Below are 22,908 nucleotides of genomic sequence, written 5' to 3' on the forward strand. Positions count from 1 at the left end.
ACGACGGCACCATCGCCGCCGAAGGCAGCGCCGACGAACTGAAGCGGCTCATCCCCGGCGGACACGTCCGGCTCCGCTTCACCGACCCGGCCGCCCACCGGCACGCCGCCGCCACCCTGCGCGGAGTCACCCCGGACGACGAAGCCCTCGCCCTGCGGATCCCCAGCGACGGCAGCCAGCGCGAACTGCGCTCCATCCTCGACCGGCTCGACGCCGCCGGTATCGAAGCCGACGAACTCACCGTCCACACGCCCGACCTCGACGACGTGTTCTTCGCCCTGACCGGCCCGGCCGCCGTCACCGACCAGCCCAAGGAGACCACCCGATGAGTTCCCTCGGCCTCGCCCTGCGCGACTCCTCCACCATGCTGCGCCGCAACCTCCTGCACGCCCGGCGCTACCCGTCCCTCACCCTGAACCTGCTGCTCACCCCGATCATGCTGTTGCTGCTGTTCGTCTACATCTTCGGCGACACCATGAGCGCCGGCATCGGGGGCGGCGGCCCGGACCGGTCCGCGTACATCGCCTTCGTCGTGCCGGGCCTGCTGCTGATGACCATCGGCAGCACCACGATCGGCACCGCGGTCTCCGTCTCCAACGACATGACCGAGGGCATCATCGCCCGCTTCCGCACCATGGCGATCCACCGCGGGTCGGTGCTCGTCGGGCACGTCATCGGCAGCGTGCTCCAGGCGGTCATCAGCGTGGTGCTCGTCGGCGCCGTCGGCGTCGCCATCGGCTTCCGCTCCTCCGGCGCCGGCGTCCTGGAGTGGCTCGCGGCCTTCGGGCTGCTCGTGCTCTTCGCCACCGCGCTCACCTGGATCGCGGTCGGCATGGGCCTGGTCAGCCCGAACGCCGAGGCCGCCGGCAACAACGCGATGCCCCTGATCCTGCTGCCCCTGCTGTCCAGCACCTTCGTCCCGCTCGACGCGATGCCGGGCTGGTTCCGGCCGATCGCCGAGTACCAGCCGTTCACCCCGGCCATCGAGACCCTGCGCGGCCTGCTCCTCGGCACCGGGATCGGCCACAACGGCTGGCTCGCCCTCGCCTGGTGCCTCGGCCTCGCGGTGCTCGGCTACTTCTGGTCGACCTCGAAGTTCAACGGCGACCCGAGGTAACCGCCGTGGCCACGCGGGGCACCTCCCGCGAACGCCCCACCCCAGGGCGGCGTACACCGGCATCCCGCCGGAGTGCGCCGCCTGTTCGTCTGCCCGGGGCGCCCCCCGGCACCGGGCCGACACACCGCGCGACGAGGCCGAAACGCGCCCCCGCGCGCACTCGCGAACCCTTGACAGTGCTTCCCCGCGCGTCAAACCTGGGCGCAGAGCCGCTCGCCCCAAGGGGAGGCGAAGATGCCTGCAGCGCGCGAATCCTTACTGGACGCCGCCTACACGGCGCTGGTGCGCCGGCCGTGGTCCGCCGTGCGGATGGTCGACGTGGCCGCGGCGGCCGGTGTGTCCCGCCAGACGCTGTACAACGAGTTCGGCAGCAAGGACGGCCTGGCCAGGGCGCTCGTGAGGCGGGAGGCCGACGGATATCTCGCCGGGGTCGACCGCGCTCTCGCCGGGTACAGCGACCCCCGCGACCGGCTCACCGCCACCGCCGAGTGGATCGCCTCGGCGGCCCGGGACAACGCCCTCGTCCGCGCCATGCTCACCGGCTGCTGGAGTGAGCGGCTGCCCGCCCCGGCCCTGACGGCCGTGCCGTCCACCTCCGCCGTACCGGCCCAGCGCCGCGCCGACGGGCCCCTTCCCTCACCCGGCGATTTCGTCGCCCTCGTCCGGGACCGGGCCGTCACCTTCCTGGCCGCGCCCGGCACACCCAAGTCCGACACCGCCGACCTGGCCCGCTCCTGCGAACTCGCCGTCCGGCTCGCCCTGTCGTGCGTGGCCGCGCCGCCCGGCGAGGGTGGCGTCGCCGGCCTGGTCCGCGGCGCCCTTCAGGGACAGGCGGACTGACAGGACGTCAGTGCGCCGACCCCGACAACTGCAACCCGACCACGCCGATGATGACGAGACTGATCGACACGATCTTCAGCGTCGACACCAGGTCCCCCAGGAACACCATGCCGTAGATCGCCGTCCCCGCCGCTCCGATGCCGGTCCACACCGCGTACGCGGGACCCACGTCGAGCCGTCTCAGCGCCAGGGTCAGCAGGCCGAAGCTGCCGAGGGCGAAGACGCAGAACGCGATCGTCGGCCAGAGCCGGCTGAAGCCGTGGGACAGCTTCAGACACACCGCGAAGCCGGTCTCGAGCAACCCGGCCACGATGACCAGCAGCCACGCCATGAGTCGTCCTCCCGTATCCCACGTTCAGTGACCGCTCAGTCAGTTTCGTCGCGCTCGTCAGGCTTTGGCCAGGATTGCAGCCGGCTTGCGTGCGATTATGCACTTACCGTCCGTGCACCGGCACAAACAACGCGGAGGTCAGTCGCCTTCCTTGCGCTCGCGCGTGGCCAGCAGCCGGCGCAGCGAGTACAGCCGCGCGGGATCCGCGTGTCCCTCGGCCACCCAGGCGTCCAGCGCGCAGTCCGGCTCGTCGTGACTGCACGCCCGCGGGCAGCCCTCGGTGCCCCGCTCCAGGTCGGGGAAGGCGTGGATGACCCGGGACGGGTCGACGTGGTTGAGTCCGAAGGACCGCACGCCCGGAGTGTCGATGACCCAGCCGTCGCTGTCCGACAGCGGCAGCGCCAGCGCAGAGGTGGTGGTGTGCCGGCCGCGGCCCGTCACCGCGTTCACATGCCCGGTCGAACGCCGCCGCTCCTGCGGCACCAGTGCGTTGACCAGGGTCGTCTTGCCGACACCGGAGTGCCCGACGAAGGCGGTGATCTTGCCGTCGAGCTGCTCGCGCACCCGGGCGACGGCGACCCCGCTCTCCAGTTCCGCGCGGCTGGTGACGACATAGGGGATGTCGAGGTCGCCGTACAGCTCCAGCAGCTTCTCCGGTGGGGCGAGGTCCGACTTGGTCAGCACGAGCAGCGGGTCCAGGCCACCGTCGTAGGCCGCGACCAGGCAGCGGTCGATCAGCCGGGGGCGGGGTTCGGGGTCGGCGAGGGCGGTGACGACGGCCAGCTGGTCGGCGTTGGCGACGACCACCCGCTCGAACGGATCGTCGTCGTCCGCCGTGCGCCGCAGGACCGAGGTCCGCTCCTCGATGCGCACGATCCTCGCGAGTGTGTCCTTCTTGCCCGTCAGGTCGCCCACGAGGGCCACGCGGTCGCCGACCACCGCCGCCTTGCGGCCCAGCTCGCGGGCCTTCATGGCCATGACCACACGGTCCTCGACGAGGCAGGTCAGGCGGCCCCGGTCGACGGTGAGGACGAGGCCCTCGGCGGCGTCCTCGTGCTTGGGCCGGATGTTCGTCCGGGGCCGGGTGTTGCGGCGGCCCGGACGGGTGCGGATGTCGTCCTCGTCGGTGTGCTTGCCGTAGCGGCGCATGACGTGATCCCTGCGTCCTACGCCCCGAGCATCCCGGTCCACAGGTCGGGGAAGTCGGGCAGGGTCTTGGCCGTCGTCGCCACGTTCTCGATCTGCACGCCCTCCACCGCCAGGCCGATGATCGCGCCGGCCGTGGCCATGCGGTGGTCGTCGTAGGTGTGGAAGATCCCGCCGTGCAGCCGGCGCGGGCGGATGTGCAGGCCGTCGGCGGTCTCCGTGACGTCGCCGCCGAGTTCGTTGATCTCCTTGGTGAGCGCGGCCAGCCGGTCCGTCTCGTGCAGCCGCAGGTGGGCCACGCCGCGCAGGGTCGACGGGGAGTCCGCGAGGGCCGCGACCGCCGCGATGCCCGGCGTCAACTCGCCGACCTCGCCCAGGTCGACGTCGATACCGTGCACCGCGCCGGAGCCGGTGAACACCAGCCCGTACTCGGTCAGTTCGCAGGAGCCGCCCATCTCGGTGAAGATCTCGCGCAGCCGGTCACCGGGCTGCGTGGTGCGGGCGGGCCAGTCCGGGACGACGACCTTGCCGCCGGTCACCAGCGCCGCCGCCAGGAACGGCTGGGCGTTCGACAGGTCCGGCTCGATGACCAGGTCCCGGCCGAGCAGGGCGCCCGGCGAGACCCGCCAGACGTTCGGCTCGCCGCCCGACTCGGGCGTGTCCACCTGGGCGCCGACCGCGCGCAGCATGTCGACGGTCATGCGGATGTGCGGCATGGAGGGCAGCGTGGCGCCGGTGTGGCGGACCTCGACACCCTGGTTGAAGCGCGGCCCGGACAGCAGCAGGGCGCTCACGAACTGCGACGAGGAGGAGGCATCGATGGCGACGGTGCCGCCGTCCAGGGCGCCGCTGCCGTGCACGGTCAACGGCAGGGCGCCGCGGCCGTCGTCGTCGATCCGGGCGCCGAGCTGACGCAGCGCGTCGATGACGCCGGTCAGGGGACGCTCGTAGGAACGGGGGTCGCCGTCGAAGCGGACGGGGCCGTCGGCGAGCGCGGCCACCGGCGGCAGGAACCGCATCACCGTGCCGGCGTTGCCGACGTCGACCTGGGCCGGTCCGCGCAGGCCGGTGGGGAGCACACGCCAGGCCTCGCCGGTGCCGTCGGGACCCACGCCCTCCTCGATCTCGATGCCCATGGCGCGCAGCGCGCCGGCCATCAGCAGGGTGTCGCGGGAGCGCAGGGGGCGGCGCAGCCAGCCCGGCTCGGAGGCGAGGGAGGCGAGGACCAGGGCGCGGTTGGTGACCGACTTGGACCCGGGCACGTGGACCGTCGCGTCGACGGCTCCGCTCGCGTGCGGGGCGGGCCAGAGGGCGGTGTCTGGGGTGTTCGGGGCCATGGCCCCACTTTATAAGCAGGCCGTCGTCCGAGTGCGGCGCCGTGGGGCCGGTCGCACCCGCGTGGTGGAGCCGCGCGGCGGTGGCCCCGGGCCTCCTCGGGGTGGCCGTCACATCTCCAGCAGCCGGCGCCCCCGCCGACCAGCCGGGGTGGCCGTCACATCTCCAGCAGCCAGCGCCCCCCACCGATCAGCGAGCACAGCGACACCGCGTGGAACAGGAAGAACCAGAGGCCCGCCGGGACGTGCGTCAGCCGCGACAACTGGTCGGCGTCCGAGTCCCCGGCCCCGCCCCGGGCCCGCTTCGCCTGGAGTTCGAAGGCCGGACGGACCCCGCCGATCAGCAGGAACCACACCACCGCGTACGCGAACGCCGCCTGGACCTGAGGACCCGCCAGCCAGGACACCAGCACGAACAGGCCGCCGGTGACCAGCATGGTCAGGGCGCCGTAGGCGTTGCGGATCATCACGAGCATGGTGAGCAACAGGGCCGTGGCCAGCCACAGCAGGAGCGTGATCCGGCCGGAGCCCAGCAGGGAGGCCCCGCCCAGGCCCAGCAGGGGCGGGGCCGTGTAACCGGCGGCCGCGGTGAGGATCATGCCGATGCCGTGCGGCTTGCCGCGGCTGACCGTCAGGCCGCTGGTGTCCGAGTGCAGGCGTATGCCCGTGAGGGTGCGGCCGGTGAGCAGCGCCACGAGGCCGTGGCCGCCCTCGTGGGCGATGGTGATGGCGTTGCGGGAGATGCGCCACAGGCCGTGCGGGATCACCACGGCGAGCGCGGCGCCCAGGGTCGCGAGCACCACCCACAGGTCGGGATCGGGCTGCGTGCCGGACACCTCGTCCCAGAGGGAGGCGAGCGAGGCGGTTGCGGTGCTGTCCATGTGCGGCGTTGGCTCCCTGTGGTCGCATTGAGAAGGGGCGGCGCGAAGCGCCTCGTGGAGGGGTGGTGGTCGGGAGACGGGTGGGCCTGGCAGTGTGGCACGTATGTGCGGACGGTATTCAGCGAGTCGTAGGCCAGAGGATCTCGCAGGAATCTTTGAGATCGAGAAGTGGGAGCCCGAGGAGACCCTCGCGCCGGACTACAACGTGGCACCCACCAAAGAGGTCTACGCGGTCCTGGACCGCCCCCTGAAAGACGCTGACGACCCGCGGCCGGTTCGGCAGCTGCGCACGCTGAAGTGGGGGCTCGTCCCGTCCTGGTCGAAGACCCCCGAGGGCGGCGCCCGGATGATCAACGCCCGCGCGGAGACCGTCCACGAGAAGCCGTCCTACCGCCGTGCCTTCACCTCCCGGCGCTGCATCCTGCCCGCCGACGGCTACTACGAGTGGGTCACCGGCACCCAGGAGCGCGAGCTGGAGGTCGAGGGCAAGAAGAAGCGGCCCCGCAAGCAGCCGTACTTCGTGACCCCGGCCGACGGGTCGGTCTTCGCCATGGCCGGGCTCTACGAGTTCTGGCGGGACAAGACGCTGCCCGACGACCACCCGCAGGCCTGGTGGGTGACGTGCTCGGTGATCACCACCGAGGCCGAGCAGAGCCCGCTGGCGGTGTCCCCGGCCGACGGGCCGCGTGCGCTCGCCGAGATCCACCCCCGGATGCCCCTGATGCTGACACCCGACCGCTGGGACGCCTGGCTGGACCCCTCCAGCACGGACCCCGACGGCCTGCGCGAGCTGCTCGCTCCGCCACCCGCCGGACTGATGCGGGCCTACCCGGTCGCCACCGCCGTCAGCAACGTCCGCAACAACGGGCCGGAGCTGCTCAAGGAGCTGGAAGGGCCCGAAGAGGGCACACTCTTCTGACGTGACGCATGTGACGAAGACCGCCGGCACCGCCACCGAGACCGTCGAGACCGATGCCGGAACCGCCCGTATCACCTGGCACGAGGCGAAGAAGGCCCGGCTGGTCCTCGCCGTCGGCCACGGCGCGGGCGGCGGCATCGAGGCCCGCGACCTGACCGCCCTGGCCGAGGTCCTGCCCGCCCACGGCGTGACCGTCGCCCGGGTGGAGCAGCCCTGGCGGGTGGCCGGGAAGAAGCTGGCACCCGCGCCCAAGACCCTGGACGCCGGCTGGCGCGGCATCTGGCCCGCGCTGGCGAGGCCCGGTCTGCCGGTGATCTCCGGCGGGCGCAGCGCCGGGGCCCGGGTCGCCTGCCGGACCGCGACCGAACTGGGCGCCCACGCCGTGCTCGCGCTGAGCTTCCCGCTGCACCCGCCGGGCAAGCCGGAGAAGTCCCGCGCCGACGAGCTGCTGGACTCCGGGGTGCCCACCCTGGTCGTGCAGGGCGGCAACGACCCGTTCGGGAAGCCGGCGGAGTTCCCGGAGGGGACGTACGCGCTCGTGGAGATCCCGTACGGGGATCACGGCTTCGCTGTGCCGAAACGTGCGGACATCTCGCAGGACGAGGCCGTGTCCCTCATCACGGACGCGGTCGTGGAGTGGACCGGGTCACTCGGGTAAAGCTTCGGGAATGCCGGGGCGGCGGTCACTGTTGTGCGGGACGTACGTGCTGGAGACCAGCACCGACGTCGTAGGAGAGGGAGTCCGCCGCATGGGTTCGACCATCTGCCCGCCCGTCACCCGCCACCGCCCCGTGGACGGGCTGCGCCCGGCAGAATCTGATTCGACCCGCGGCAGCCGCGCCGACCTGGACTGGACGGTGCTGCACGCGGGCAAGACCGCCCCTATTCGGGCGGCGGGCGGACCGGATCGTCGTCTATCCTCCGATTCGGGTGAGACCGGCCTCGGTCTCACGAGAGCATTCGAGGAGGTGGGTCCGGTCACTGGGACCGACGCAGGGACCGACAACGGCCAGGCGGAGCAGCCCGAGGGCCAGGGCGGCGCGGGCGCGGAGACGGCCGCGGAGCGCAGCGCGCGCTTCGAGCGGGACGCGCTGGAGTTCCTAGACCAGATGTACTCGGCCGGACTGCGCATGACGCGCAACCCGGCCGACGCCGAGGATCTGGTGCAGGAGACGTATGCCAAGGCGTACGCGTCCTTCCACCAGTTCCGCGAGGGCACCAACCTCAAGGCGTGGCTGTACCGGATCCTCACCAACACCTTCATCAACTCGTACCGCAAGAAGCAGCGCGAACCTCAGCGCTCCGCGGCCGAGGAGATCGAGGACTGGCAGCTCGCCCGCGCCGAGTCGCACATGTCGACGGGCTTGCGCTCCGCGGAGTCGCAGGCGCTCGACCACCTGCCCGACTCGGACGTGAAGGAGGCGCTCCAGGCGATCCCCGAGGAGTTCCGCATCGCGGTCTACCTCGCGGACGTCGAAGGGTTTGCCTACAAGGAGATCGCCGACATCATGGGGACACCCATCGGTACGGTGATGTCCCGGCTGCACCGGGGCCGCCGTCAGCTGCGCGGCATGCTGGAGGACTACGCCCGTGACCGCGGGATGGTCCCGGCCGGTGCCGGAGAGTCGAACGAAGCGAAAGGCTCGGGGTCATGAGCTGCGGAGAGCCGCACGAGACGGATTGCAGCGAAATCCTCGATCATCTCTACGAGTTCCTCGACCGTGAGATGCCGGACTCGGACTGCGTGAAGTTCGAGCACCACTTCGAGGAGTGCTCGCCCTGCCTCGAGAAGTACGGGCTCGAGCAGGCCGTGAAGAAGCTCGTCAAGCGCTGCTGCGGGCACGACGACGTGCCGGGCGACCTGCGGGACAAGGTCATGGGGCGGATCGAGCTGATCCGCTCCGGCCAGGCCGTCCCCGAACAGGACGTCACGGCCTCGCCCGCCACGTCCCAAGAGTCCTGACACTCCTGCGCTTTTCAACTACCCCCTCCCTCAACGGGTAGTCACCCTCGAACACGTCACTCGAACGTGCGAATCCGCGGGTTATCGGCCCGCGGACCCCCCTGCCGCCGCCCTAGGCTCCGGGCCTGACGGACGTGGCCGGGGGAGGGGCTCATGGAAGCGGTACCGGCACGGGCACGTGCCTACATCGCCTGTGTCGCCATGGCCGCGCTGCTCTGCCTGCTGCCGCCGCCGGGCGTCCGCACGCCCTGGTGGGCCGTCGCGCTCCTCGCCTCGCTGTACGCCGGCTGCGAGCGCGTCGCCCGGTCCCGGTTCGTCGGGATCTCCCATCCGGCCGGCACCTTCTACCCCGTGCTGCTCGCCGGTGCCTTCCTGCTGCCGGCGCCCGCCGCGGCGCTGGTGGTCGTGCCCGGCGCGCTGCTCTCGCAGGTCGGGCAGCAGCCCGTGGCGCTGCGGCGCATCTGGCGGGCCGCCCAGCTCGTCCTCGGCGTGTGGGCCGCCGCCACGGTGCACCGGCTGTTCGGCGGGCGGGACGCGGTGGCGGCGGCCGACGTCCCGTACGCGCTCGGTCCGGCCGCGGCGGCCGTGCTGGCGTTCTGCCTGGTGCTCGCGCTGCTCGACGGCGGCATCCTGGCCGTGGCGGAGCGGGTGCCGGCGCGGCGGGCCTGGCGGGGTCTGGTGGCGCGCTCGCTCGCGCCGATCGCCGTGCACGGCCTCGCCGGTCTGATGATGGCCGTCCTGTGGCGCAGCCCCTACGGCCCGGTCGCCGCGCTGCTCGTGCTGCTGCCCATGTGCGTCTCGTGGTGGACGTTCGCCCAGTACCACCGGGAACGCGCCGCCCACCAAGCGACCATCCGGGCGCTGGTCCAGGCCGTCGACATCAAGGACGGGTACACCCGCGGGCACAGCGAGCGCGTCGGGCAGGCCTCCATGATGATCGCGCGCGAGCTGGGCATGGCCGACGAGCGCGTGGAAGTGCTCCGCTTCGCCGGGATCCTGCACGACGTGGGCAAGCTGGGTGTGCCCACCCGGCTGCTCAGGAAGGACGGGCCGCTGACGCCCGAGGAGCGGCGCGTCATCGAGCTGCACCCCGAGTACGGGCACGAGATGGTGCGCGGCATCGGCTTTCTCGGCGAGGCCCGCGCCGCCGTGCTGCACCACCACGAGCGGCTGGACGGCAGTGGCTACCCGTACGGGCTGGTGGGCCGTCAGATCCCCGAGTCCGCACGGGTCGTGGCGGTCGCGGACGCCTTCGACGCCATGACCTCCACCCGCAGCTACAGCAGGGCCCGACCCGTCGCCGTGGCCCTGGCGGAGCTGGAGCGGTGCGCGGGCAGCCAGTTCGACCCGGTGATGGTCGCGGCGCTCGTCGAAGCCGTCGGGCGGACGGGGTGGCACCCCGCGGTGACCGCCGACGACGAGGAGAGCCGCCCGCCCCGGGTGCCCCCGCCCGGCACACCCCTGTCCAGCCGCCCGGGAGCACACCGATGAGCGCGTACCGGCCGCCACCGCTCCTCACCCTCGTCCACGCCTGCGCCGCCCTGCTCGCCGCCGGCTCCCTCGCCGTCACCCTCCACGACGGCCTGGAGGAACGCCGGGTCGCCCTCGCCTTCGGCGTCCTCGTCACCGTCGGCGAGCTCACCCGGCGCAACGGCGCGCAGATCCGGGAGCCGGCTCCGCTCGGGGCCGCCGCCGCGCTCTCCTACGCCCTGCTCGGCGAGGCCGGCGGACGGGCCACCCACCACGGCCCCGCCCAGGTCGTCGCCGTGGTGCTGGCCGCCTCGCTGCTCGGCAGCGTCCCGCACGTCGCACGCGGGCAGGGGCCCACCCTCGACCACCTGGCGCGCCGCGTGCTCACCGTCGGGTTCGTCGCCGTGTGCTTCCAGCCCCCGTACAACCGGGGCATGTTCGACGACTGGGGCGGCCCCGCCTACGCGCTGCTGCTGCTCGCGCTGCTGTCGCTCACCGCGCTGTGCGACGCGGTGCTCGCCGCCGCCCTGGCCCACACCCGGACCGGATGGCCGTTCGGGCCGGTGCTGCGGGACGAGCTGCGGGCCGTGTGCGGGATCGGCTCCGCCGTCATCGCCACCGGGGCGGTGATGGCGCTGGCGGTCGCCGTGGTGGGCCTGTGGGCGCTGCCGGTCTTCTCCGTGCCGTTGCTGCTCGCCCAGATGTCGTTCCGCCGCTATGCCGCCGTCCGGGCGACCTACCGGCAGACCATCGCCTCCCTCGCCCGGGCCACGGAGGTCGCCGGCTACACCCCCTGCGGGCACGCCCGGCGGGTCGCCGCGGTCAGCCAGGCGGTGGGGCGTGACCTGGGGCTGACCGAGCCCGAGCTGGCCGTGCTGGAGTACGCCGCGCTCATGCACGACATCGGCCAGCTGAGCCTCGTCGACCCGGTGCCGGCGGGCGCCACCGCCGCGCTGCCCGCCGCGGAGCAACGGCGGATCGCCCTGCTCGGCGGAGCCGTCGTCCGGCAGACGGGTGTCGACGAGGCGGTGGCCGTCGTCGTGGAGCGGCAGGCCGACCCCTACGCCGAGCAGCCGCTCGCCGCGCGAATCGTCCGGGCCGTGAACGCGTACGAGGAGAAGTCCCGGGAAGGAGGGCCCGGCGGGCCGCTGACGGCGCTGGAGGAACTCCGGCTCGCCACCGCCGGGACGTACGCCCCGGAGGTGGTGGAATCACTGGCCCGTGTACTGGCAAGGGGCGGTCTGACCCTGCCCGTGGCTGGGTAACCCATGGGTAATGAGCGCCCTTGAGGCCGTACGTGGTTGGATGCCAAGAAGAAGGTGTCCGGGGGCTCGAAACACAGCTACGGCCAGCCCACCGCACGGAACTGGCAGGCGGGAATCGTGAGGATCTTCGGCAAGGGACGGCACCGGCCCTCCGCCTCCTGGCGGCAGGCCACAGACCGGGCGTTCACCCTCATCGGCGACGGCCGTTATGAGGACGCGGGCGCCCTGCTGACACGTGCCGCCGATCTGGAGCCCTGGCTTTCCGAGTCCTGGTTCAACCTCGCGCTGCTGCACAAGTTCCGGCACGACTGGGAGCAGGCGCGGGCGGCCGGACTCAGGGCCGTGGCGCTGCTCGACCGGGACACCGGCGCGCCCGACTGGTGGAACGTCGGCATCGCCGCGACCGCGCTCCAGGACTGGCCGCTGGCCCGGCGCGCCTGGCAGGCCTACGGGCTGCGGGTGCCGGGGGCGGCCAACGACTCCGGTGAGCCCCTCGGCATGGACCTCGGCAGCGCGGCCGTACGGCTGTCCCCGGAGGGGGAGGCCGAGGTCGTCTGGGGGCGGCGGCTGGATCCCGCGCGGATCGAGGTGCTGTCCATCCCCCTGCCGTCGTCCGGGCGGCGCTGGGGCGAGGTCGTGCTGCACGACGGTGTGCCGCACGGGGAGCGGACGACGGCCGCCGGGCACACCTACCCGGTGTTCGACGAGATCGAGCTGTGGGCGCCGTCGCCCGTGCCGACCTGGGTGGTGCTGCTGGAGGCGGCGACGGAGGCGGACCGGGACGCGCTGGAGCAGCTGGCGGCCGACGCCGGGTTCGCCGCGGAGGACTGGTCCTCTTCGGTGCGGTTGCTGTGCCGGATGTGCTCGGAGTCGCGCATGCCGTCGGACGAGGGCGACGGGGAGCATCTCGATCCGCACGATCACAGTGAGCCGGGGCATCCCGGGCCGCTGGGGCACCGGACGGACGGGCAGCTGTGGGTGCCGGAGCGGGAGTGCGGGCTGGCCGCGCCGGCTTCGCTGGTTCGGGGGTTGCTGGACGGGTGGGTTGCCGACAGTCCGGATTCTCGGGATTGGCGGGATTTGGAAGAGGTTTGTTAGCGCCGTCGCCGGGTGCGGGTGCGTCGTGGTTGTTCGCGCAGTTCCCCGCGCCCCTGACGGGGCGCCTTCCCCGTACCCTGTATCAGCATCCCGGGTTGGATTTGTTCAGGAAGGCGTACGGACGTCATGGCTCAGCAGGACACCGATCAGCAGCACGCGGGCGTGCTCCCCGTCGATGACGAGGGATACGTGATCGACACGGAGGGCTGCGAGGAGCGCGAGGCGGCCTGGCGGGAGCGGGGGACCTCGCGGCCGATCACGGTGGTCGGGAACCCGGTGCTGCACAAGGAGTGCAAGGACGTCACCGACTTCGGCGACGACTTCCAGCAGCTCGTCGCGGACATGTTCGCCAGCCAGCGCACCGCCGAGGGCGTGGGCCTGGCCGCCAACCAGATCGGCGTCGACGCGAAGGTCTTCGTCTACGACTGCCCGGACGACGAGGGCGTCCGGCACACCGGTGTCGTCTGCAACCCCAGGCTCGTCGAACTGCCCGCCGAGAAGCGCCGCCTGGACGACAGCAACGAGGGCTGCCTGTCGGTGCCCACCGCGTACGCGCCGCTCGCCCGGCCCGACTACGCCGAGGTGACCGGGCAGGACGAGAAGGGCAACCCGATCAAGGTGCGCGGCACCGGATACTTCGCACGGTGTTTGCAGCACGAGACCGACCACCTCTACGGGTACCTGTACATCGACCGGCTCTCCAAGCGCGAGCGCAAGGACGCGCTGCGGCAGATGGCCGAGAACGAGCCCCGCTACCCCGTGGTGGCCAACGACTGAGGTCTCAGCCGCACCAGGCGCACGGCGTCTGTTCGGGTTCACCACCCTGAACAGGCGCCGTTCCTCTGTGTCGTTCGCCTGTCCGTCGCACGTTCGATCGCTTCTGCTCTCCTGGCGATCCGCCGGTAGTCACACAACGGGAGGTTCCCGGCACTGTGGGGTAGTGAATGAAGCAAATGCGTTCCCAGAACGGTCAGTTGTAGTGCTGAATGGGATGAGCGGGGTATGCAACGGCGCACGCCCGGCACGAAGGGAGGGGCGCCCGCGCCAACTGGCGGCTGAGAGGGGTTAGTTCGTGCATGCTTTGTCACACGGCACCACAAGGGCACCGGCCACGATCGCAGTTCCACCGTCGCTCTCTCTCCCGGTGATCGAGGCGGCGTTTCCCCGGCGACTCCACCCGTATTGGCCGAAGTGCCAGGAGAAGACGCGGGCCTGGCTGCTCGAAAAGCGGCTCATGCCGGCGGACAAGGTGGAGGAATATGCCGACGGACTTTGCTACACCGACCTCATGGCCGGGTACTACCTCGGCGCGTCCGACGAGGTCATACAGGCGATAGCCGACTACAGCGCGTGGTTCTTCGTCTGGGACGACCGTCACGACCGCGACATCGTGCACGGCCGTCCGCTCGCCTGGCGGCTGCTGCGGGACCGGCTGCACTCGGCCCTCGACTCCCCCGGGGAGCACCTGCACCACGAGGACCCACTGGTCGCCGGGTTCGCGGACAGCGTGCTGCGGTTGTACGCGTTCCTGCCCCAGACGTGGAACCTCCGTTTCGCCCGGCACTTCCACGCGGTGATCGACGCGTACGACCAGGAGTTCCACAATCGCACCGAGGGAATCGTCCCGACGGTCGAGGAGTACCTCCGGTTGCGCCGGCTCACCTTCGCGCACTGGATCTGGACGGACCTGCTGGAGCCGGCCGCCGGATGTGAACTCCCCGATGCCGTGAGGAAACAACCGGCATATCGGAGAGCGGCGCTGCTGAGCCAGGAATTCGCCGCCTGGTACAACGATCTGTGCTCGCTGCCGAAAGAGATAGCGGGCGACGAGGTCCACAATCTCGGAATCAGTCTCATCACCCATGAGGGGATGACTCTGGAACAGGCGGTCGCGGAAGTAAGGCGTCGTGTCGAGGAATGCATCACCGAATTCCTGCGGGTCGAGCGTGACGCCTTGCGGTTCGCCGAGGATCTCGACGACGGCTCCGTGCGGGGAAAGGAAATCAGCACCGCCGTGCGGGGCTGCCTGAGCAATATGCGGAACTGGTTCAGTTCCGTGTACTGGTTCCATCACGAGTCCGGCCGTTACATGGTCGACAGCTGGGACGACCGGTCCACGCCCCCGTACGTCAACAACGAAGCGGCAGGTGAGAAATGACCCTCGACTCCGTGAAGCCCGAGACCCCACCGGCCGTGGAACTGCGGGAGCCGCCACGGGCGGGGGGCGGGGTCCCCGTCCTCGGGCACGGCTGGAAGCTCGCACGCGACCCGCTGGCGTTCATGTCCGGGCTGCGCGATCACGGCGACGTCGTACGGCTGAAGATTGGGCCGAAGACGGTGTACGCGGTCACCACCCCGGCCCTGACCGGCGCGCTGGCGCTGAGCAACGACTTCATCATCGCCGGCCCGTTGTGGGAGTCCCTGGAGGGCCTGCTCGGCAAGCAGGGCGTGGCCACGGCGAACGGCCCGGTCCACCGGCGCCAGCGGCGTACCATCCAGCCCGCCTTCCGGCTCGACGCCATCCCCGCCTACGGCCCGATCATGGAGGAGGAGGCCCATGCGCTGACCGAGCGCTGGAAGCCCCGCGAGACGATCGACTGCACCTCGGAGTCCTTCCGGGTGGCCGTGCGCATCGCGGCGCGCTGCCTGCTGCGCGGCGATTACATGGACGAGCGGGCGGAACGGCTGTGCGTCGCCCTGGCCACCGTCTTCCGGGGGATGTACCGGCGGATGGTGGTCCCGCTCGGACCGCTCTACAACCTGCCGCTCCCGGCCAACCGGCAATTCAACCGGGCATTGGCCGATTTGCATCTCCTCGTCGACGAGATCGTCGCCGAGCGCCGCGCATCCGGTCAAAAGCCGGACGATTTGCTGACGGCATTGCTGGAGGCTACGGACGAGAATGGAGACCCGATCGGGGAACAGGAGATCCACGATCAGGTCGTCGCGATCCTCACCCCCGGCAGCGAGACCATCGCCTCCACGATCATGTGGCTGTTGCATATGCTCGCGGAGCACCCCGAACACGCCGACCGGGTACGGGACGAAGTGCTGGACGTCACCGGTGGGAGGCCGGTGGCATTCGCAGACGTCCGAGCACTCAGGCACACCAACAATGTCGTCGTCGAGTCCATGCGTTTGAGCCCTGCCGTCTGGATTCTGACGCGCCGGGCGGTGCGGGAGACGGAACTCGGTGGATACCGTATTCCGTCCGGGGCGGACATCATCTACAGCCCGTACGCGATCCAGCGCGACCCGAAGTCGTACGAGCGGAACCTGGAGTTCGACCCCGACCGCTGGCTTCCGGATCGCGTCAAGGACATCCCGAAGCACGCCATGAGCCCGTTCAGCGTGGGCAACCGCAAGTGCCCGAGCGATCACTTCTCGATGGCTCAGCTGACGCTGGTCACCGCGGCAATGGCCACCAGGTACCGGTTCGAGCAGGTCCCGGGATCCAAGGACGCCACCCGGGTCGGCATCACACTCCGGCCGCACGACCTGCGGGTGCGGCCGGTGCCGAGGTGACGGAGGGGGCTTCAGGCGGCCTCAGGCCGCTTCGGGGCCCCTGAACGTCCGCCGGTAGGAGTTCGGCGTGGTGCCGATCGCCCGGACGAAGTGGTGGCGCAGCGTGGCCGCGTTGCCGAACCCCGTTCGACCGGCGATCGCGTCCATCGTCTCGTCCGTCGCCTCCAGCAGCCGCTGGGCCAGCAGCACGCGCTGGCGCAGGATCCAGCGGTAGGGAGTGGTCCCGGTCTCCTGCTGGAAGCGGCGGGCGAAGGTGCGCGGGGACATGTGGGCGTGGGCGGCGAGCTGCTCGACGGTGACCTCCTCGTCGAGGTGGCGCTCCATCCAGGCCAGCACGTCGACGATCGTGTCGCCCTCGGGGTGGGGGAGCGGGCGCTCGATGTACTGGGCCTGGCCGCCGTCGCGGTGCGGCGGCACCACCATCCGCCGGGCGATCTTGTTGGCGACCTCGGAGCCCTGCTCCTTGCGCACCAGGTGCAGGCAGGCGTCGATCCCGGCGGCCGTGCCGGCGGAGGTGATCACCGGGTCCTCGTCGACGTAGAGGACGTCCGGCTCGACGATCACCCGGGGGTACTGCCGGGCGAGGTCCTTGGCGTGCTTCCAGTGCGTGGCGCAGCGGCGGCCGTCCAGCAGCCCGGCCGCGGCCAGCACGAAGACGCCCGAGCACACGCTCAGCACCCGGGCACCGCGGTCGACCGCGCGACGCAGGGAGTCCAGCAGCTCCGGGGGAAAATCCCGGGACGCGTAGGTGTGGCCGGCCGGCACGGCGATCAGGTCCGCCGCCTCCAGCCGCTCCAGGCCGTGCTCGGTCCGGAGCGAAAAGCCCGAGTTCATGCGCAGCACCGGGCCCTCGGCCGAGGCGACGGCGAAGTCGTAGACCGGGAGACCTTCGTCGCTCCGGTCGGTGCCGAAGACCTCGCACACCACACCCAGTTCGAAGGGGTTCACGCCGTCGAGCAGGGCGACGGCCACGTTCTTCAGCATGCCTCCAGTGTGCCTCGCCCTTGGCAGTAATTCGAGGGTCTACGGCAGTACTGCCACTGACGGTAAGGAGCAATCGGCGCGACAGTGGTGTCCATGAACACGAACCAGATCGAAGCACTCATCGGACTGACCGCCACGCTGGGGATCCTGGTCCTCCTGATCCTCCCGTCCGTGATCGGCCTGGTGCGCGAGCGGCGCATCGACCGTCAGATCAGGGAGGCTCAGGAGACCCGGGAAGGAGTACCGGCTCAGAAGTCCTCGTCGAGGTCGACGGTGCCCTCCACCGCCACCTGGTACGCCGAGGGCCGCCGCTCGAAGAAGTTGGTCAGCTCCTGAACCCCTTGGAGCTCCATGAAGGAGAAGGGGTTCTCGGAGCCGTACACCGGAGCGAAGCCGAGGCGGGTCAGCCGCTGGTCCGCCACACACTCCAGGTACTGCCGCATCGACTCGGTGTTCATGCCCGGGAGGCCGTCCCCGCACAGGTCGCGCGCGAACTGCAGCTCGGCCTCGACGGCCTCCCGGAGCATGTCCGTCACCTCCTGCTGGAGCCGGTCGTCGAAGAGCTCCGGCTCCTCCTTGCGGACGGTGTCGACCACGTCGAAGGCGAAGGACATGTGCATCGTCTCGTCACGGAACACCCAGTTGGTGCCGGTGGCCAGGCCGTGCAGCAGGCCCCGGCTGCGGAACCAGTACACGTACGCGAAGGCGCCGTAGAAGAACAGGCCCTCGATGCACGCGGCGAAGCAGATCAGGTTGAGCAGGAAGCGACGCCGGTCCGCCTGGGACTCCAGGCGCTCCAGCTTCTCGACCTCGTTGATCCACTTGAAGCAGAACCCGGCCTTCTCGCGGATGGACGGGATGTTCTCCACGGCCGCGAAGGCCGCAGCGCGGTCCTCCGGGTCGGGCAGATAGGTGTCGAGCAGCGTCAGGTAGAACTGGACGTGCACGGCCTCCTCGAAGAGCTGACGGCTCAGGTACAGCCGCGCCTCGGGGGAGTTGATGTGCTTGTACAGCGTCAGCACCAGGTTGTTCGCGACGATCGAGTCGCCCGTCGCGAAGAACGCGACCAGCCGGCCGATGAGGTGCTGCTCCGCCGGTGACAGCTTGGCTAGGTCGGCGACGTCCGAGTGGAGGTCGACCTCCTCCACGGTCCAGGTGTTCTTGATGGCGTCCCGGTAGCGCTCGTAGAAGTCCGGGTAGCGCATGGGGCGCAGGGTGAGCTCGAAGCCGGGGTCGAGAAGGTTCTGGGTGCTCATTACTGGCAGGCCTCGCAGGACTCGGGGTTTTCCAGGGAGCAGGCGACCGCTTCGGGGTCCGGGGTGGCCTGCACGGGGACGGTGGCCCGGGCGGCGCGGGCGATGCGGGTCGCCGGGCGCGAGCGCAGGTAGTACGTGGTCTTCAGCCCGGACTTCCAGGCGTAGGCGTACATCGAGGAGAGCTTGCCGATCGTCGGCGTCTCAAGGAACAGGTTCAGGGACTGCGACTGGTCCAGGAACGGGGTCCTGGCCGCCGCCATGTCGATCAGGCCGCGCTGCGGGATCTCCCACGCCGTGCGGTAGAGGGCCCGCACGTCCTCGGGGATCCAGGCGAAGTCCTGCACCGAGCCGCTGGCCTCGCGCAGGGCCTCCCGGGTGCGGGCGTCCCACACGCCCAGCCGCTTCAGTTCGTCCACCAGGTAGGAGTTGACCTGGAGGAACTCGCCCGACAGCGTCTCGCGCTTGAACAGGTTGGACACCTGCGGCTCGATGCACTCGTAGACGCCCGCGATGGAGGCGATCGTGGCGGTGGGGGCGATCGCGAGGAGCAGGGAGTTGCGCATGCCGGTCGTGGCGACGCGCTCGCGCAGGGCCGCCCAGCGCTCCGGCCAGGTGAGCTCCGTGTCGTAGTGGTCGGGGTGCAGTACGCCCCGGGCCGTGCGGGTCTTGTCCCAGGCGGGAAGAGGCCCGTTGCGCTCGGCGAGGTCGGCGGAGGCCTCGTACGCGGCGAGCATGATCCGCTCGGCGATCCGGGTGGACAGGGCCTTGGCCTCGGGCGAGTCGAAGGGCAGGCGCAGCTTGAAGAAGACGTCCTGGAGGCCCATGGCGCCGAGGCCGACCGGGCGCCAGCGGGCGTTGGAGCGGCCCGCCTGCTCGGTCGGGTAGAAGTTGATGTCCACGACCCGGTCGAGGAAGGTCACGGCCGTGCGGACGGTCTCGTCCAGCCGCTCCCAGTCGATATCCCGGGTCGATGTGTCGACAAAGGAACCCAGGTTGACCGAGCCCAGGTTGCAGACCGCCGTCTCCCCGTCGCTGGTGACCTCCAGGATCTCCGTGCAGAGGTTGGAGGAGTGGACGACGTGGCCCGGCTCGGCCGTCTGGTTGGCGGTGCGGTTGGCGGCGTCCTTGAAGGTCATCCAGCCGTTGCCGGTCTGCGCGAGGGTGCGCATCATGCGGCCGTACAGCTCACGGGCGGGCAGCGTCTTCTTCGCGAGGCCCTTCGCCTCGGCCGCCCGGTACGCGGCGTCGAACTCCTCGCCCCACAGGTCGACCAGCTCGGGAACGTCCGCGGGGGAGAACAGCGACCACTGCGCGTCGGCGTTCACCCGGCGCATGAACTCGTCCGGCACCCAGTGCGCCAGGTTCAGGTTGTGCGTACGGCGGGCGTCCTCACCGGTGTTGTCGCGCAGCTCCAGGAACTCCTCGATGTCGGAGTGCCAGGTCTCCAGGTAGACCGCGGCGGCGCCCTTGCGGCGGCCGCCCTGGTTCACGGCGGCGACCGAGGCGTCGAGGGTCTTCAGGAACGGGACGATGCCGTTGGAGTGGCCGTTGGTGCCGCGGATCAGGGAACCGCGGGCACGGATGCGGGAGTACGCGAGTCCGATGCCGCCGGCGTGCTTCGACAGCCGGGCCACCTGGTGGTACCGGTCGTAGATGGAGTCCAGTTCGTCCATGGGGGAGTCGAGGAGGTAGCAGGACGACATCTGCGGGTGCCGGGTGCCCGAGTTGAAGAGGGTGGGGGAGGAGGGGAGGTAGTCGAGGCGGCTCATGAGCCCGTAGAGCGCGGCGACTTCGTCGACGGAGCGGCGGGTGTCGTCCTCGGCGAGACCGGCGGCGACGCGCAGCATGAAGTGCTGGGGCGTCTCGACGACCTTGCGGGTGAGCGGGTGGCGCAGCAGATAGCGGCTGTGCAGGGTGCGCAGGCCGAAGTAGCCGAAGCGGTCGTCGGCGCCGGTGTCGACGAGCGCGTCGAGCCGGGCCGCGTGCAGCCGGACGAACTCGGCGGTGCGGTCGGCGACGAGGCCCTCGCGGTGGCCCACCGCCACCGACTCGGTGAAGGACGTGACGCCCTGCGATGCGGCCTCTTCACGGATGCCGGTGGTCAGCAGCCGGGCGGCCAGCCGCGAGTAGGCCGGGTCCTCGGAGATCAGACCGGCCGCGGCTTCCGTGGCCAGCTCCCGCAACTCGCTCTCGTCCGCCCGCGCGGAGCGGCCGCGCAGCGCGGCGGCGGCGACCCGGCCGGGCTCGGCGTCGGGGAGGTCGGCGGTCAGCTCGGTCAGGGTCCGCAGCAGCGCGGCACCGGGGGCGTCGTGCTCCTCTTCGCTGGCTGAGACCGGTTCGGCTGGCGCGATGGTCACGTGGGGCTCTCCCTCGCTCGGCACGGGGGCCTCGTCGAGGGCAGGGGGCAGCACGCGAGCGCACGCGGCGTCGCGTCCACCGGCCCATTCCACGAGGCCCGGACGTCGGGGCACACCGGCCGGGTGGCCGGGTGCGCTGTCGGCAGGTCCTCGGACTGACGCTTGTGCACGAAACATGCACAAGTACACCGTTGCGGGACAGTTCCGGATTCGCACCGGATTCCCCTGCGGCGGCAGCGAGCATGAGCATACATCTTGTGCTGGCTTCCGACGGCACCCCCAGATGTTGTGTCGTGGTGGTGTCAGAGTGTCAGCTTTACGTGACAGCGGGCCGCCGTGACGCTTGGTCACGGCGGCCCGCTGCGGGGTGTTCGTGGCGGGCCGGGGCCCTGGGATCAGTGCGCGGAACCGGCGGTCGCAGGCGGGAGTTCCACCTGGACCCCGGGGTCGCCCGCGTCGGCCGTGTAGTCCTCCGGCTTGGTCTCGTCGATGCCGTCGGGGGCCTTCAGGGCCTTCAGGACGAAGGTCAGGACCACCGTCACCACCACGTTCAGGACGAACGCCGTGAGGCCGATGTAGCCGATCTCCCCGATGCCCGGGATCTCCTTCGCGGAGCCGCCGAAGTGCTTCTGGGTCGGGGAGGCCACGCCGTACGCGGCGACCGTGCCGTAGACCATGCCGACCGCCCAGCCCGCGAGCAGGGCCCAGCGGTGGAACCAGCGGGTGAACAGGCCGCCGACCAGGGCCGGGAAGGTCTGAAGGATCCAGATGCCGCCCAGCAGCTGGAAGTTGATGGCGACGGTCTTGTCCATGGTGAGGACGAAGGCCAGGGCGCCGACCTTCACCAGCAGCGAGACCAGCTTGGAGACCTTGGTCTCCTGCGCGGGCGTCGCGTCGGGCTTGATGAAGTCCTTGTAGATGTTGCGGGTGAAGAGGTTCGCGGCCGCGATGGACATGATGGCCGCGGGCACCAGCGCGCCGATGCCGATCGCCGCGAACGCCACGCCCGCGAACCAGTCCGGGAACATCGTCTCGAACAGCTGCGGGATCGCCAGCTGCCCGTTCTGCACCTTGATCCCGGCCGCGATCGCCATGAACCCGAGCAGCGCCAGCAGACCCAGCATCAGCGAGTACAGCGGCAGGATCGTGGTGTTGCGCCGGATCACCTCACGGCTCTTCGAGGACAGCGTCGCCGTGATCGAGTGCGGGTACATGAAGAGCGCCAGGGCGGAGCCCAACGCCAGGGTGGCGTACGTCCACTGACCCGGCTCGGCCGGTGTCAGCGCACCGCGTGGCGCACCCGTCGCCGGGTTGGTCTGGCTGTACGCCTCACCGGCCTTGGCGAAGATGTCGTCGAACCCGCCCAGCTTGATCGGGATGTAGATGATCGCCACCGCGATGACGATGTAGATCAGCGTGTCCTTCACGAACGCGATGAGCGCGGGGGCCCGCAGACCCGACGAGTAGGTGTACGCGGCCAGCACGCCGAACGCGATCAGCAGCGGCAGGTCCTTGATGAACCAGTTGGTGTTCTCGCCGCCGCCGACGCCCATCACGTCCAGCACGGCCTGGATGCCGACCAGTTGGAGCGCGATGTACGGCATGGTCGCGAGGATGCCGGTGAGGGCCACGGCCAGCGACAGGCCCTTGGAGCCGAAGCGGCCGCGCACGAAGTCGGAGGTCGTGACGTAGCCGTGCTTGTGGGACACCGACCACAGGCGGGGGAGGAAGGTGAAGATCAGCGGGTACACCAGGATCGTGTACGGCACCGCGAAGAACCCGGCCGCGCCCGCCGCGTAGATCGCCGCCGGCACGGCGACGAAGGTGTACGCCGTGTACAGGTCGCCGCCGAGCAGGAACCAGGTGACCCAGGTGCCGAACGAGCGGCCGCCCAGGCCCCATTCGTCCAGGCTGTGCTCGTTCTCGGCCTTGCGCCAGCGCGCTGCCATGAAGCCCATGACCGTGACGGCCAGGAAGAAGAAGATGAAGACGCCGAGCGCGACGCCGTTCACGCCGTCCTTCACTGCGATGCACCGCCCTTCGCGGCCGAGCGGGCGCGCTGGTCACGCTGCCAGAGCTTGTACGCGATCATCGTCAGGACGGTGGAGATGAGCACCCACGCCATCTGGTACCAGTAGAAGAACGGGATCCCGATGAAGGCCGGGTCGGTCTTGGCGTACGAGCCGACCCACAGCATGGCCACGAACGGCGCTATGAGGCAGACGGCGATGACGACGCGCATGGGCGTCACCACCGGCCCTCTGCTGACTTCCGGTGCTTGCGACATCAGGCGGCTCCGTCCCCTTGGTGATCACCTGTAGTGCGCAGGCAATCTAGGTCAGGGTGCGGCGACAGCGGAACCCCTCGTCCGCAATGCGGTACCCAACCGAAGCCAGGCCCCCAGCAGCGCCGGAGCGCTGTG

The 22,908-nt window shown here is 70.7% G+C and carries 22 protein-coding genes, 1 pseudogene and 1 riboswitch; of the genes and pseudogenes, 14 read left to right on the forward strand and 9 right to left on the reverse strand.

Annotation, left to right across the window (positions count from 1 at the left end; genetic code table 11):
• From AB0E85_RS26515 to AB0E85_RS26525, 3 genes and pseudogenes are all read left to right on the forward strand, one after another.
• Nucleotides 1–329 (forward strand): annotated as a pseudogene (locus AB0E85_RS26515) (ABC transporter); the annotation flags it as partial.
• Nucleotides 326–1,117: an ABC transporter permease gene (locus AB0E85_RS26520; RefSeq protein WP_361931891.1), complete on the forward strand. Its 792-nt coding sequence runs from the start codon at nucleotides 326–328 to the stop codon at nucleotides 1,115–1,117. The pseudogene AB0E85_RS26515 and the gene AB0E85_RS26520, both read left to right, overlap by 4 nt.
• Before the next feature lie 234 nt (nucleotides 1,118–1,351).
• On the forward strand, nucleotides 1,352–1,957 hold the full coding sequence (locus tag AB0E85_RS26525; protein ID WP_361931894.1) for a TetR/AcrR family transcriptional regulator: 606 nt from the start codon (nucleotides 1,352–1,354) through the stop codon (nucleotides 1,955–1,957).
• Between the two features lie 7 nt (nucleotides 1,958–1,964).
• On the opposite strand, the gene AB0E85_RS26530 is transcribed toward AB0E85_RS26525, so the two are convergent.
• From AB0E85_RS26530 to AB0E85_RS26545, 4 genes are all read right to left on the reverse strand, one after another.
• Entirely contained in the window at nucleotides 1,965–2,288 is a 324-nt protein-coding gene (locus AB0E85_RS26530; RefSeq protein ID WP_361931897.1) for a multidrug efflux SMR transporter, read from the reverse strand.
• 138 nt (nucleotides 2,289–2,426) lie between these two features.
• The gene (gene rsgA, locus AB0E85_RS26535) at nucleotides 2,427–3,437 is read right to left on the reverse strand and encodes a ribosome small subunit-dependent GTPase A (protein ID WP_361931900.1); all 1,011 of its coding nucleotides are present in this window, start codon (nucleotides 3,435–3,437) and stop codon (nucleotides 2,427–2,429) included.
• Between the two features lie 17 nt (nucleotides 3,438–3,454).
• Nucleotides 3,455–4,771: a 3-phosphoshikimate 1-carboxyvinyltransferase gene (aroA, locus tag AB0E85_RS26540; protein WP_361931903.1), complete on the reverse strand. Its 1,317-nt coding sequence runs from the start codon at nucleotides 4,769–4,771 to the stop codon at nucleotides 3,455–3,457.
• A 155-nt stretch (nucleotides 4,772–4,926) separates the two neighbouring features.
• Nucleotides 4,927–5,649: a M50 family metallopeptidase gene (locus AB0E85_RS26545; RefSeq protein WP_361931906.1), complete on the reverse strand. Its 723-nt coding sequence runs from the start codon at nucleotides 5,647–5,649 to the stop codon at nucleotides 4,927–4,929.
• 103 nt (nucleotides 5,650–5,752) lie between these two features.
• On the opposite strand from AB0E85_RS26545, the gene AB0E85_RS26550 reads away from it, so the two are divergent.
• From AB0E85_RS26550 to AB0E85_RS26595, 10 genes are all read left to right on the forward strand, one after another.
• The gene (locus AB0E85_RS26550; RefSeq protein ID WP_361931909.1) at nucleotides 5,753–6,568 is read left to right on the forward strand and encodes an SOS response-associated peptidase; all 816 of its coding nucleotides are present in this window, start codon (nucleotides 5,753–5,755) and stop codon (nucleotides 6,566–6,568) included.
• A 10-nt stretch (nucleotides 6,569–6,578) separates the two neighbouring features.
• Nucleotides 6,579–7,226 carry an alpha/beta family hydrolase gene (locus tag AB0E85_RS26555; RefSeq protein ID WP_361932041.1) on the forward strand — a complete coding sequence of 216 codons (648 nt, stop codon included), beginning with the start codon at nucleotides 6,579–6,581 and terminating at the stop codon, nucleotides 7,224–7,226.
• A gap of 310 nt (nucleotides 7,227–7,536) precedes the next feature.
• A complete protein-coding gene (gene sigR, locus AB0E85_RS26560; RefSeq protein WP_361932044.1) occupies nucleotides 7,537–8,223 on the forward strand; it encodes an RNA polymerase sigma factor SigR in 687 nt (228 codons plus the stop codon).
• Nucleotides 8,220–8,531, forward strand: coding sequence for a mycothiol system anti-sigma-R factor (rsrA, locus tag AB0E85_RS26565; protein WP_031132298.1), 312 nt, complete (start codon nucleotides 8,220–8,222; stop codon nucleotides 8,529–8,531). The genes sigR and rsrA overlap by 4 nt, the downstream gene beginning before the upstream one ends.
• 153 nt (nucleotides 8,532–8,684) lie before the next feature.
• Complete coding sequence (locus AB0E85_RS26570; RefSeq protein ID WP_361931912.1) at nucleotides 8,685–10,022, forward strand: HD-GYP domain-containing protein; 1,338 nt, start codon at nucleotides 8,685–8,687, stop codon at nucleotides 10,020–10,022.
• Nucleotides 10,019–11,266 (forward strand): HD domain-containing protein, encoded by a 1,248-nt coding sequence (locus AB0E85_RS26575; RefSeq protein ID WP_361931915.1) that lies wholly within the window; start codon nucleotides 10,019–10,021, stop codon nucleotides 11,264–11,266. The genes AB0E85_RS26570 and AB0E85_RS26575 overlap by 4 nt, the downstream gene beginning before the upstream one ends.
• A 117-nt stretch (nucleotides 11,267–11,383) precedes the next feature.
• Nucleotides 11,384–12,364 carry a tetratricopeptide repeat domain-containing protein gene (locus tag AB0E85_RS26580; protein ID WP_033314438.1) on the forward strand — a complete coding sequence of 327 codons (981 nt, stop codon included), beginning with the start codon at nucleotides 11,384–11,386 and terminating at the stop codon, nucleotides 12,362–12,364.
• A gap of 126 nt (nucleotides 12,365–12,490) precedes the next feature.
• The gene (gene def, locus AB0E85_RS26585; protein WP_361931918.1) at nucleotides 12,491–13,141 is read left to right on the forward strand and encodes a peptide deformylase; all 651 of its coding nucleotides are present in this window, start codon (nucleotides 12,491–12,493) and stop codon (nucleotides 13,139–13,141) included.
• A gap of 295 nt (nucleotides 13,142–13,436) precedes the next feature.
• Entirely contained in the window at nucleotides 13,437–14,522 is a 1,086-nt protein-coding gene (cyc1, locus tag AB0E85_RS26590; RefSeq protein WP_361931921.1) for an epi-isozizaene synthase, read from the forward strand.
• Entirely contained in the window at nucleotides 14,519–15,889 is a 1,371-nt protein-coding gene (locus AB0E85_RS26595) for a cytochrome P450 (RefSeq protein ID WP_361931924.1), read from the forward strand. The genes cyc1 and AB0E85_RS26595 overlap by 4 nt, the downstream gene beginning before the upstream one ends.
• A 21-nt stretch (nucleotides 15,890–15,910) precedes the next feature.
• Here the strand turns inward: AB0E85_RS26595 and AB0E85_RS26600 are convergent, their stop codons facing one another.
• Nucleotides 15,911–16,873: a helix-turn-helix domain-containing protein gene (locus AB0E85_RS26600; protein WP_361931927.1), complete on the reverse strand. Its 963-nt coding sequence runs from the start codon at nucleotides 16,871–16,873 to the stop codon at nucleotides 15,911–15,913.
• A gap of 93 nt (nucleotides 16,874–16,966) precedes the next feature.
• Here AB0E85_RS26600 and AB0E85_RS26605 point away from each other — a divergent pair, with 93 nt between their 5' ends.
• Nucleotides 16,967–17,209 carry a hypothetical protein gene (locus tag AB0E85_RS26605; protein ID WP_361301806.1) on the forward strand — a complete coding sequence of 81 codons (243 nt, stop codon included), beginning with the start codon at nucleotides 16,967–16,969 and terminating at the stop codon, nucleotides 17,207–17,209.
• On the opposite strand, the gene AB0E85_RS26610 is transcribed toward AB0E85_RS26605, so the two are convergent.
• The 4 genes from AB0E85_RS26610 to AB0E85_RS26625 all read right to left on the reverse strand — a co-directional run bounded on the left by AB0E85_RS26610 (nucleotide 17,122) and on the right by AB0E85_RS26625 (nucleotide 22,773).
• Nucleotides 17,122–18,129 (reverse strand): ribonucleotide-diphosphate reductase subunit beta, encoded by a 1,008-nt coding sequence (locus AB0E85_RS26610; RefSeq protein WP_361117981.1) that lies wholly within the window; start codon nucleotides 18,127–18,129, stop codon nucleotides 17,122–17,124. The two genes, AB0E85_RS26605 and AB0E85_RS26610, sit on opposite strands and share 88 nt — an antisense overlap.
• Complete coding sequence (locus tag AB0E85_RS26615) at nucleotides 18,129–20,486, reverse strand: ribonucleoside-diphosphate reductase subunit alpha (protein ID WP_361931932.1); 2,358 nt, start codon at nucleotides 20,484–20,486, stop codon at nucleotides 18,129–18,131. The genes AB0E85_RS26610 and AB0E85_RS26615 overlap by 1 nt, the downstream gene beginning before the upstream one ends.
• A 123-nt stretch (nucleotides 20,487–20,609) precedes the next feature.
• Nucleotides 20,610–20,773, reverse strand: a riboswitch (cobalamin riboswitch).
• Between the two features lie 108 nt (nucleotides 20,774–20,881).
• Nucleotides 20,882–22,510: a monocarboxylate uptake permease MctP gene (gene mctP / locus AB0E85_RS26620; RefSeq protein WP_361931935.1), complete on the reverse strand. Its 1,629-nt coding sequence runs from the start codon at nucleotides 22,508–22,510 to the stop codon at nucleotides 20,882–20,884.
• Nucleotides 22,507–22,773: a DUF3311 domain-containing protein gene (locus AB0E85_RS26625; RefSeq protein ID WP_107455520.1), complete on the reverse strand. Its 267-nt coding sequence runs from the start codon at nucleotides 22,771–22,773 to the stop codon at nucleotides 22,507–22,509. The genes mctP and AB0E85_RS26625 overlap by 4 nt, the downstream gene beginning before the upstream one ends.
• Between the last annotated feature and the right edge of the window lie 135 nt (nucleotides 22,774–22,908).

It is taken from the genome of Streptomyces sp. NPDC029044 (assembly GCF_040637495.1).
Classification (GTDB): domain Bacteria; phylum Actinomycetota; class Actinomycetes; order Streptomycetales; family Streptomycetaceae; genus Streptomyces.

What these genes read in the sequence shown, in the direction of transcription:
- AB0E85_RS26545 (WP_361931906.1), bottom strand. Translation starts at nt 5,649, where the DNA reads ATGGACAGCACCGCAACCGCCTCGCTCGCCTCCCTCTGGGACGAGGTG.
- AB0E85_RS26570 (WP_361931912.1), top strand. Translation starts at nt 8,685, where the DNA reads ATGGAAGCGGTACCGGCACGGGCACGTGCCTACATCGCCTGTGTCGCC.
- AB0E85_RS26610 (WP_361117981.1), bottom strand. Translation starts at nt 18,129, where the DNA reads ATGAGCACCCAGAACCTTCTCGACCCCGGCTTCGAGCTCACCCTGCGC.
- rsrA (WP_031132298.1), top strand. Translation starts at nt 8,220, where the DNA reads ATGAGCTGCGGAGAGCCGCACGAGACGGATTGCAGCGAAATCCTCGAT.
- rsgA (WP_361931900.1), bottom strand. Translation starts at nt 3,437, where the DNA reads ATGCGCCGCTACGGCAAGCACACCGACGAGGACGACATCCGCACCCGT.
- AB0E85_RS26550 (WP_361931909.1), top strand. Translation starts at nt 5,753, where the DNA reads ATGTGCGGACGGTATTCAGCGAGTCGTAGGCCAGAGGATCTCGCAGGA.
- AB0E85_RS26530 (WP_361931897.1), bottom strand. Translation starts at nt 2,288, where the DNA reads ATGGCGTGGCTGCTGGTCATCGTGGCCGGGTTGCTCGAGACCGGCTTC.
- aroA (WP_361931903.1), bottom strand. Translation starts at nt 4,771, where the DNA reads ATGGCCCCGAACACCCCAGACACCGCCCTCTGGCCCGCCCCGCACGCG.
- AB0E85_RS26600 (WP_361931927.1), bottom strand. Translation starts at nt 16,873, where the DNA reads ATGCTGAAGAACGTGGCCGTCGCCCTGCTCGACGGCGTGAACCCCTTC.
- AB0E85_RS26520 (WP_361931891.1), top strand. Translation starts at nt 326, where the DNA reads ATGAGTTCCCTCGGCCTCGCCCTGCGCGACTCCTCCACCATGCTGCGC.
- AB0E85_RS26625 (WP_107455520.1), bottom strand. Translation starts at nt 22,773, where the DNA reads ATGTCGCAAGCACCGGAAGTCAGCAGAGGGCCGGTGGTGACGCCCATG.
- AB0E85_RS26575 (WP_361931915.1), top strand. Translation starts at nt 10,019, where the DNA reads ATGAGCGCGTACCGGCCGCCACCGCTCCTCACCCTCGTCCACGCCTGC.
- def (WP_361931918.1), top strand. Translation starts at nt 12,491, where the DNA reads ATGGCTCAGCAGGACACCGATCAGCAGCACGCGGGCGTGCTCCCCGTC.
- AB0E85_RS26595 (WP_361931924.1), top strand. Translation starts at nt 14,519, where the DNA reads ATGACCCTCGACTCCGTGAAGCCCGAGACCCCACCGGCCGTGGAACTG.
- AB0E85_RS26605 (WP_361301806.1), top strand. Translation starts at nt 16,967, where the DNA reads ATGAACACGAACCAGATCGAAGCACTCATCGGACTGACCGCCACGCTG.
- AB0E85_RS26525 (WP_361931894.1), top strand. Translation starts at nt 1,352, where the DNA reads ATGCCTGCAGCGCGCGAATCCTTACTGGACGCCGCCTACACGGCGCTG.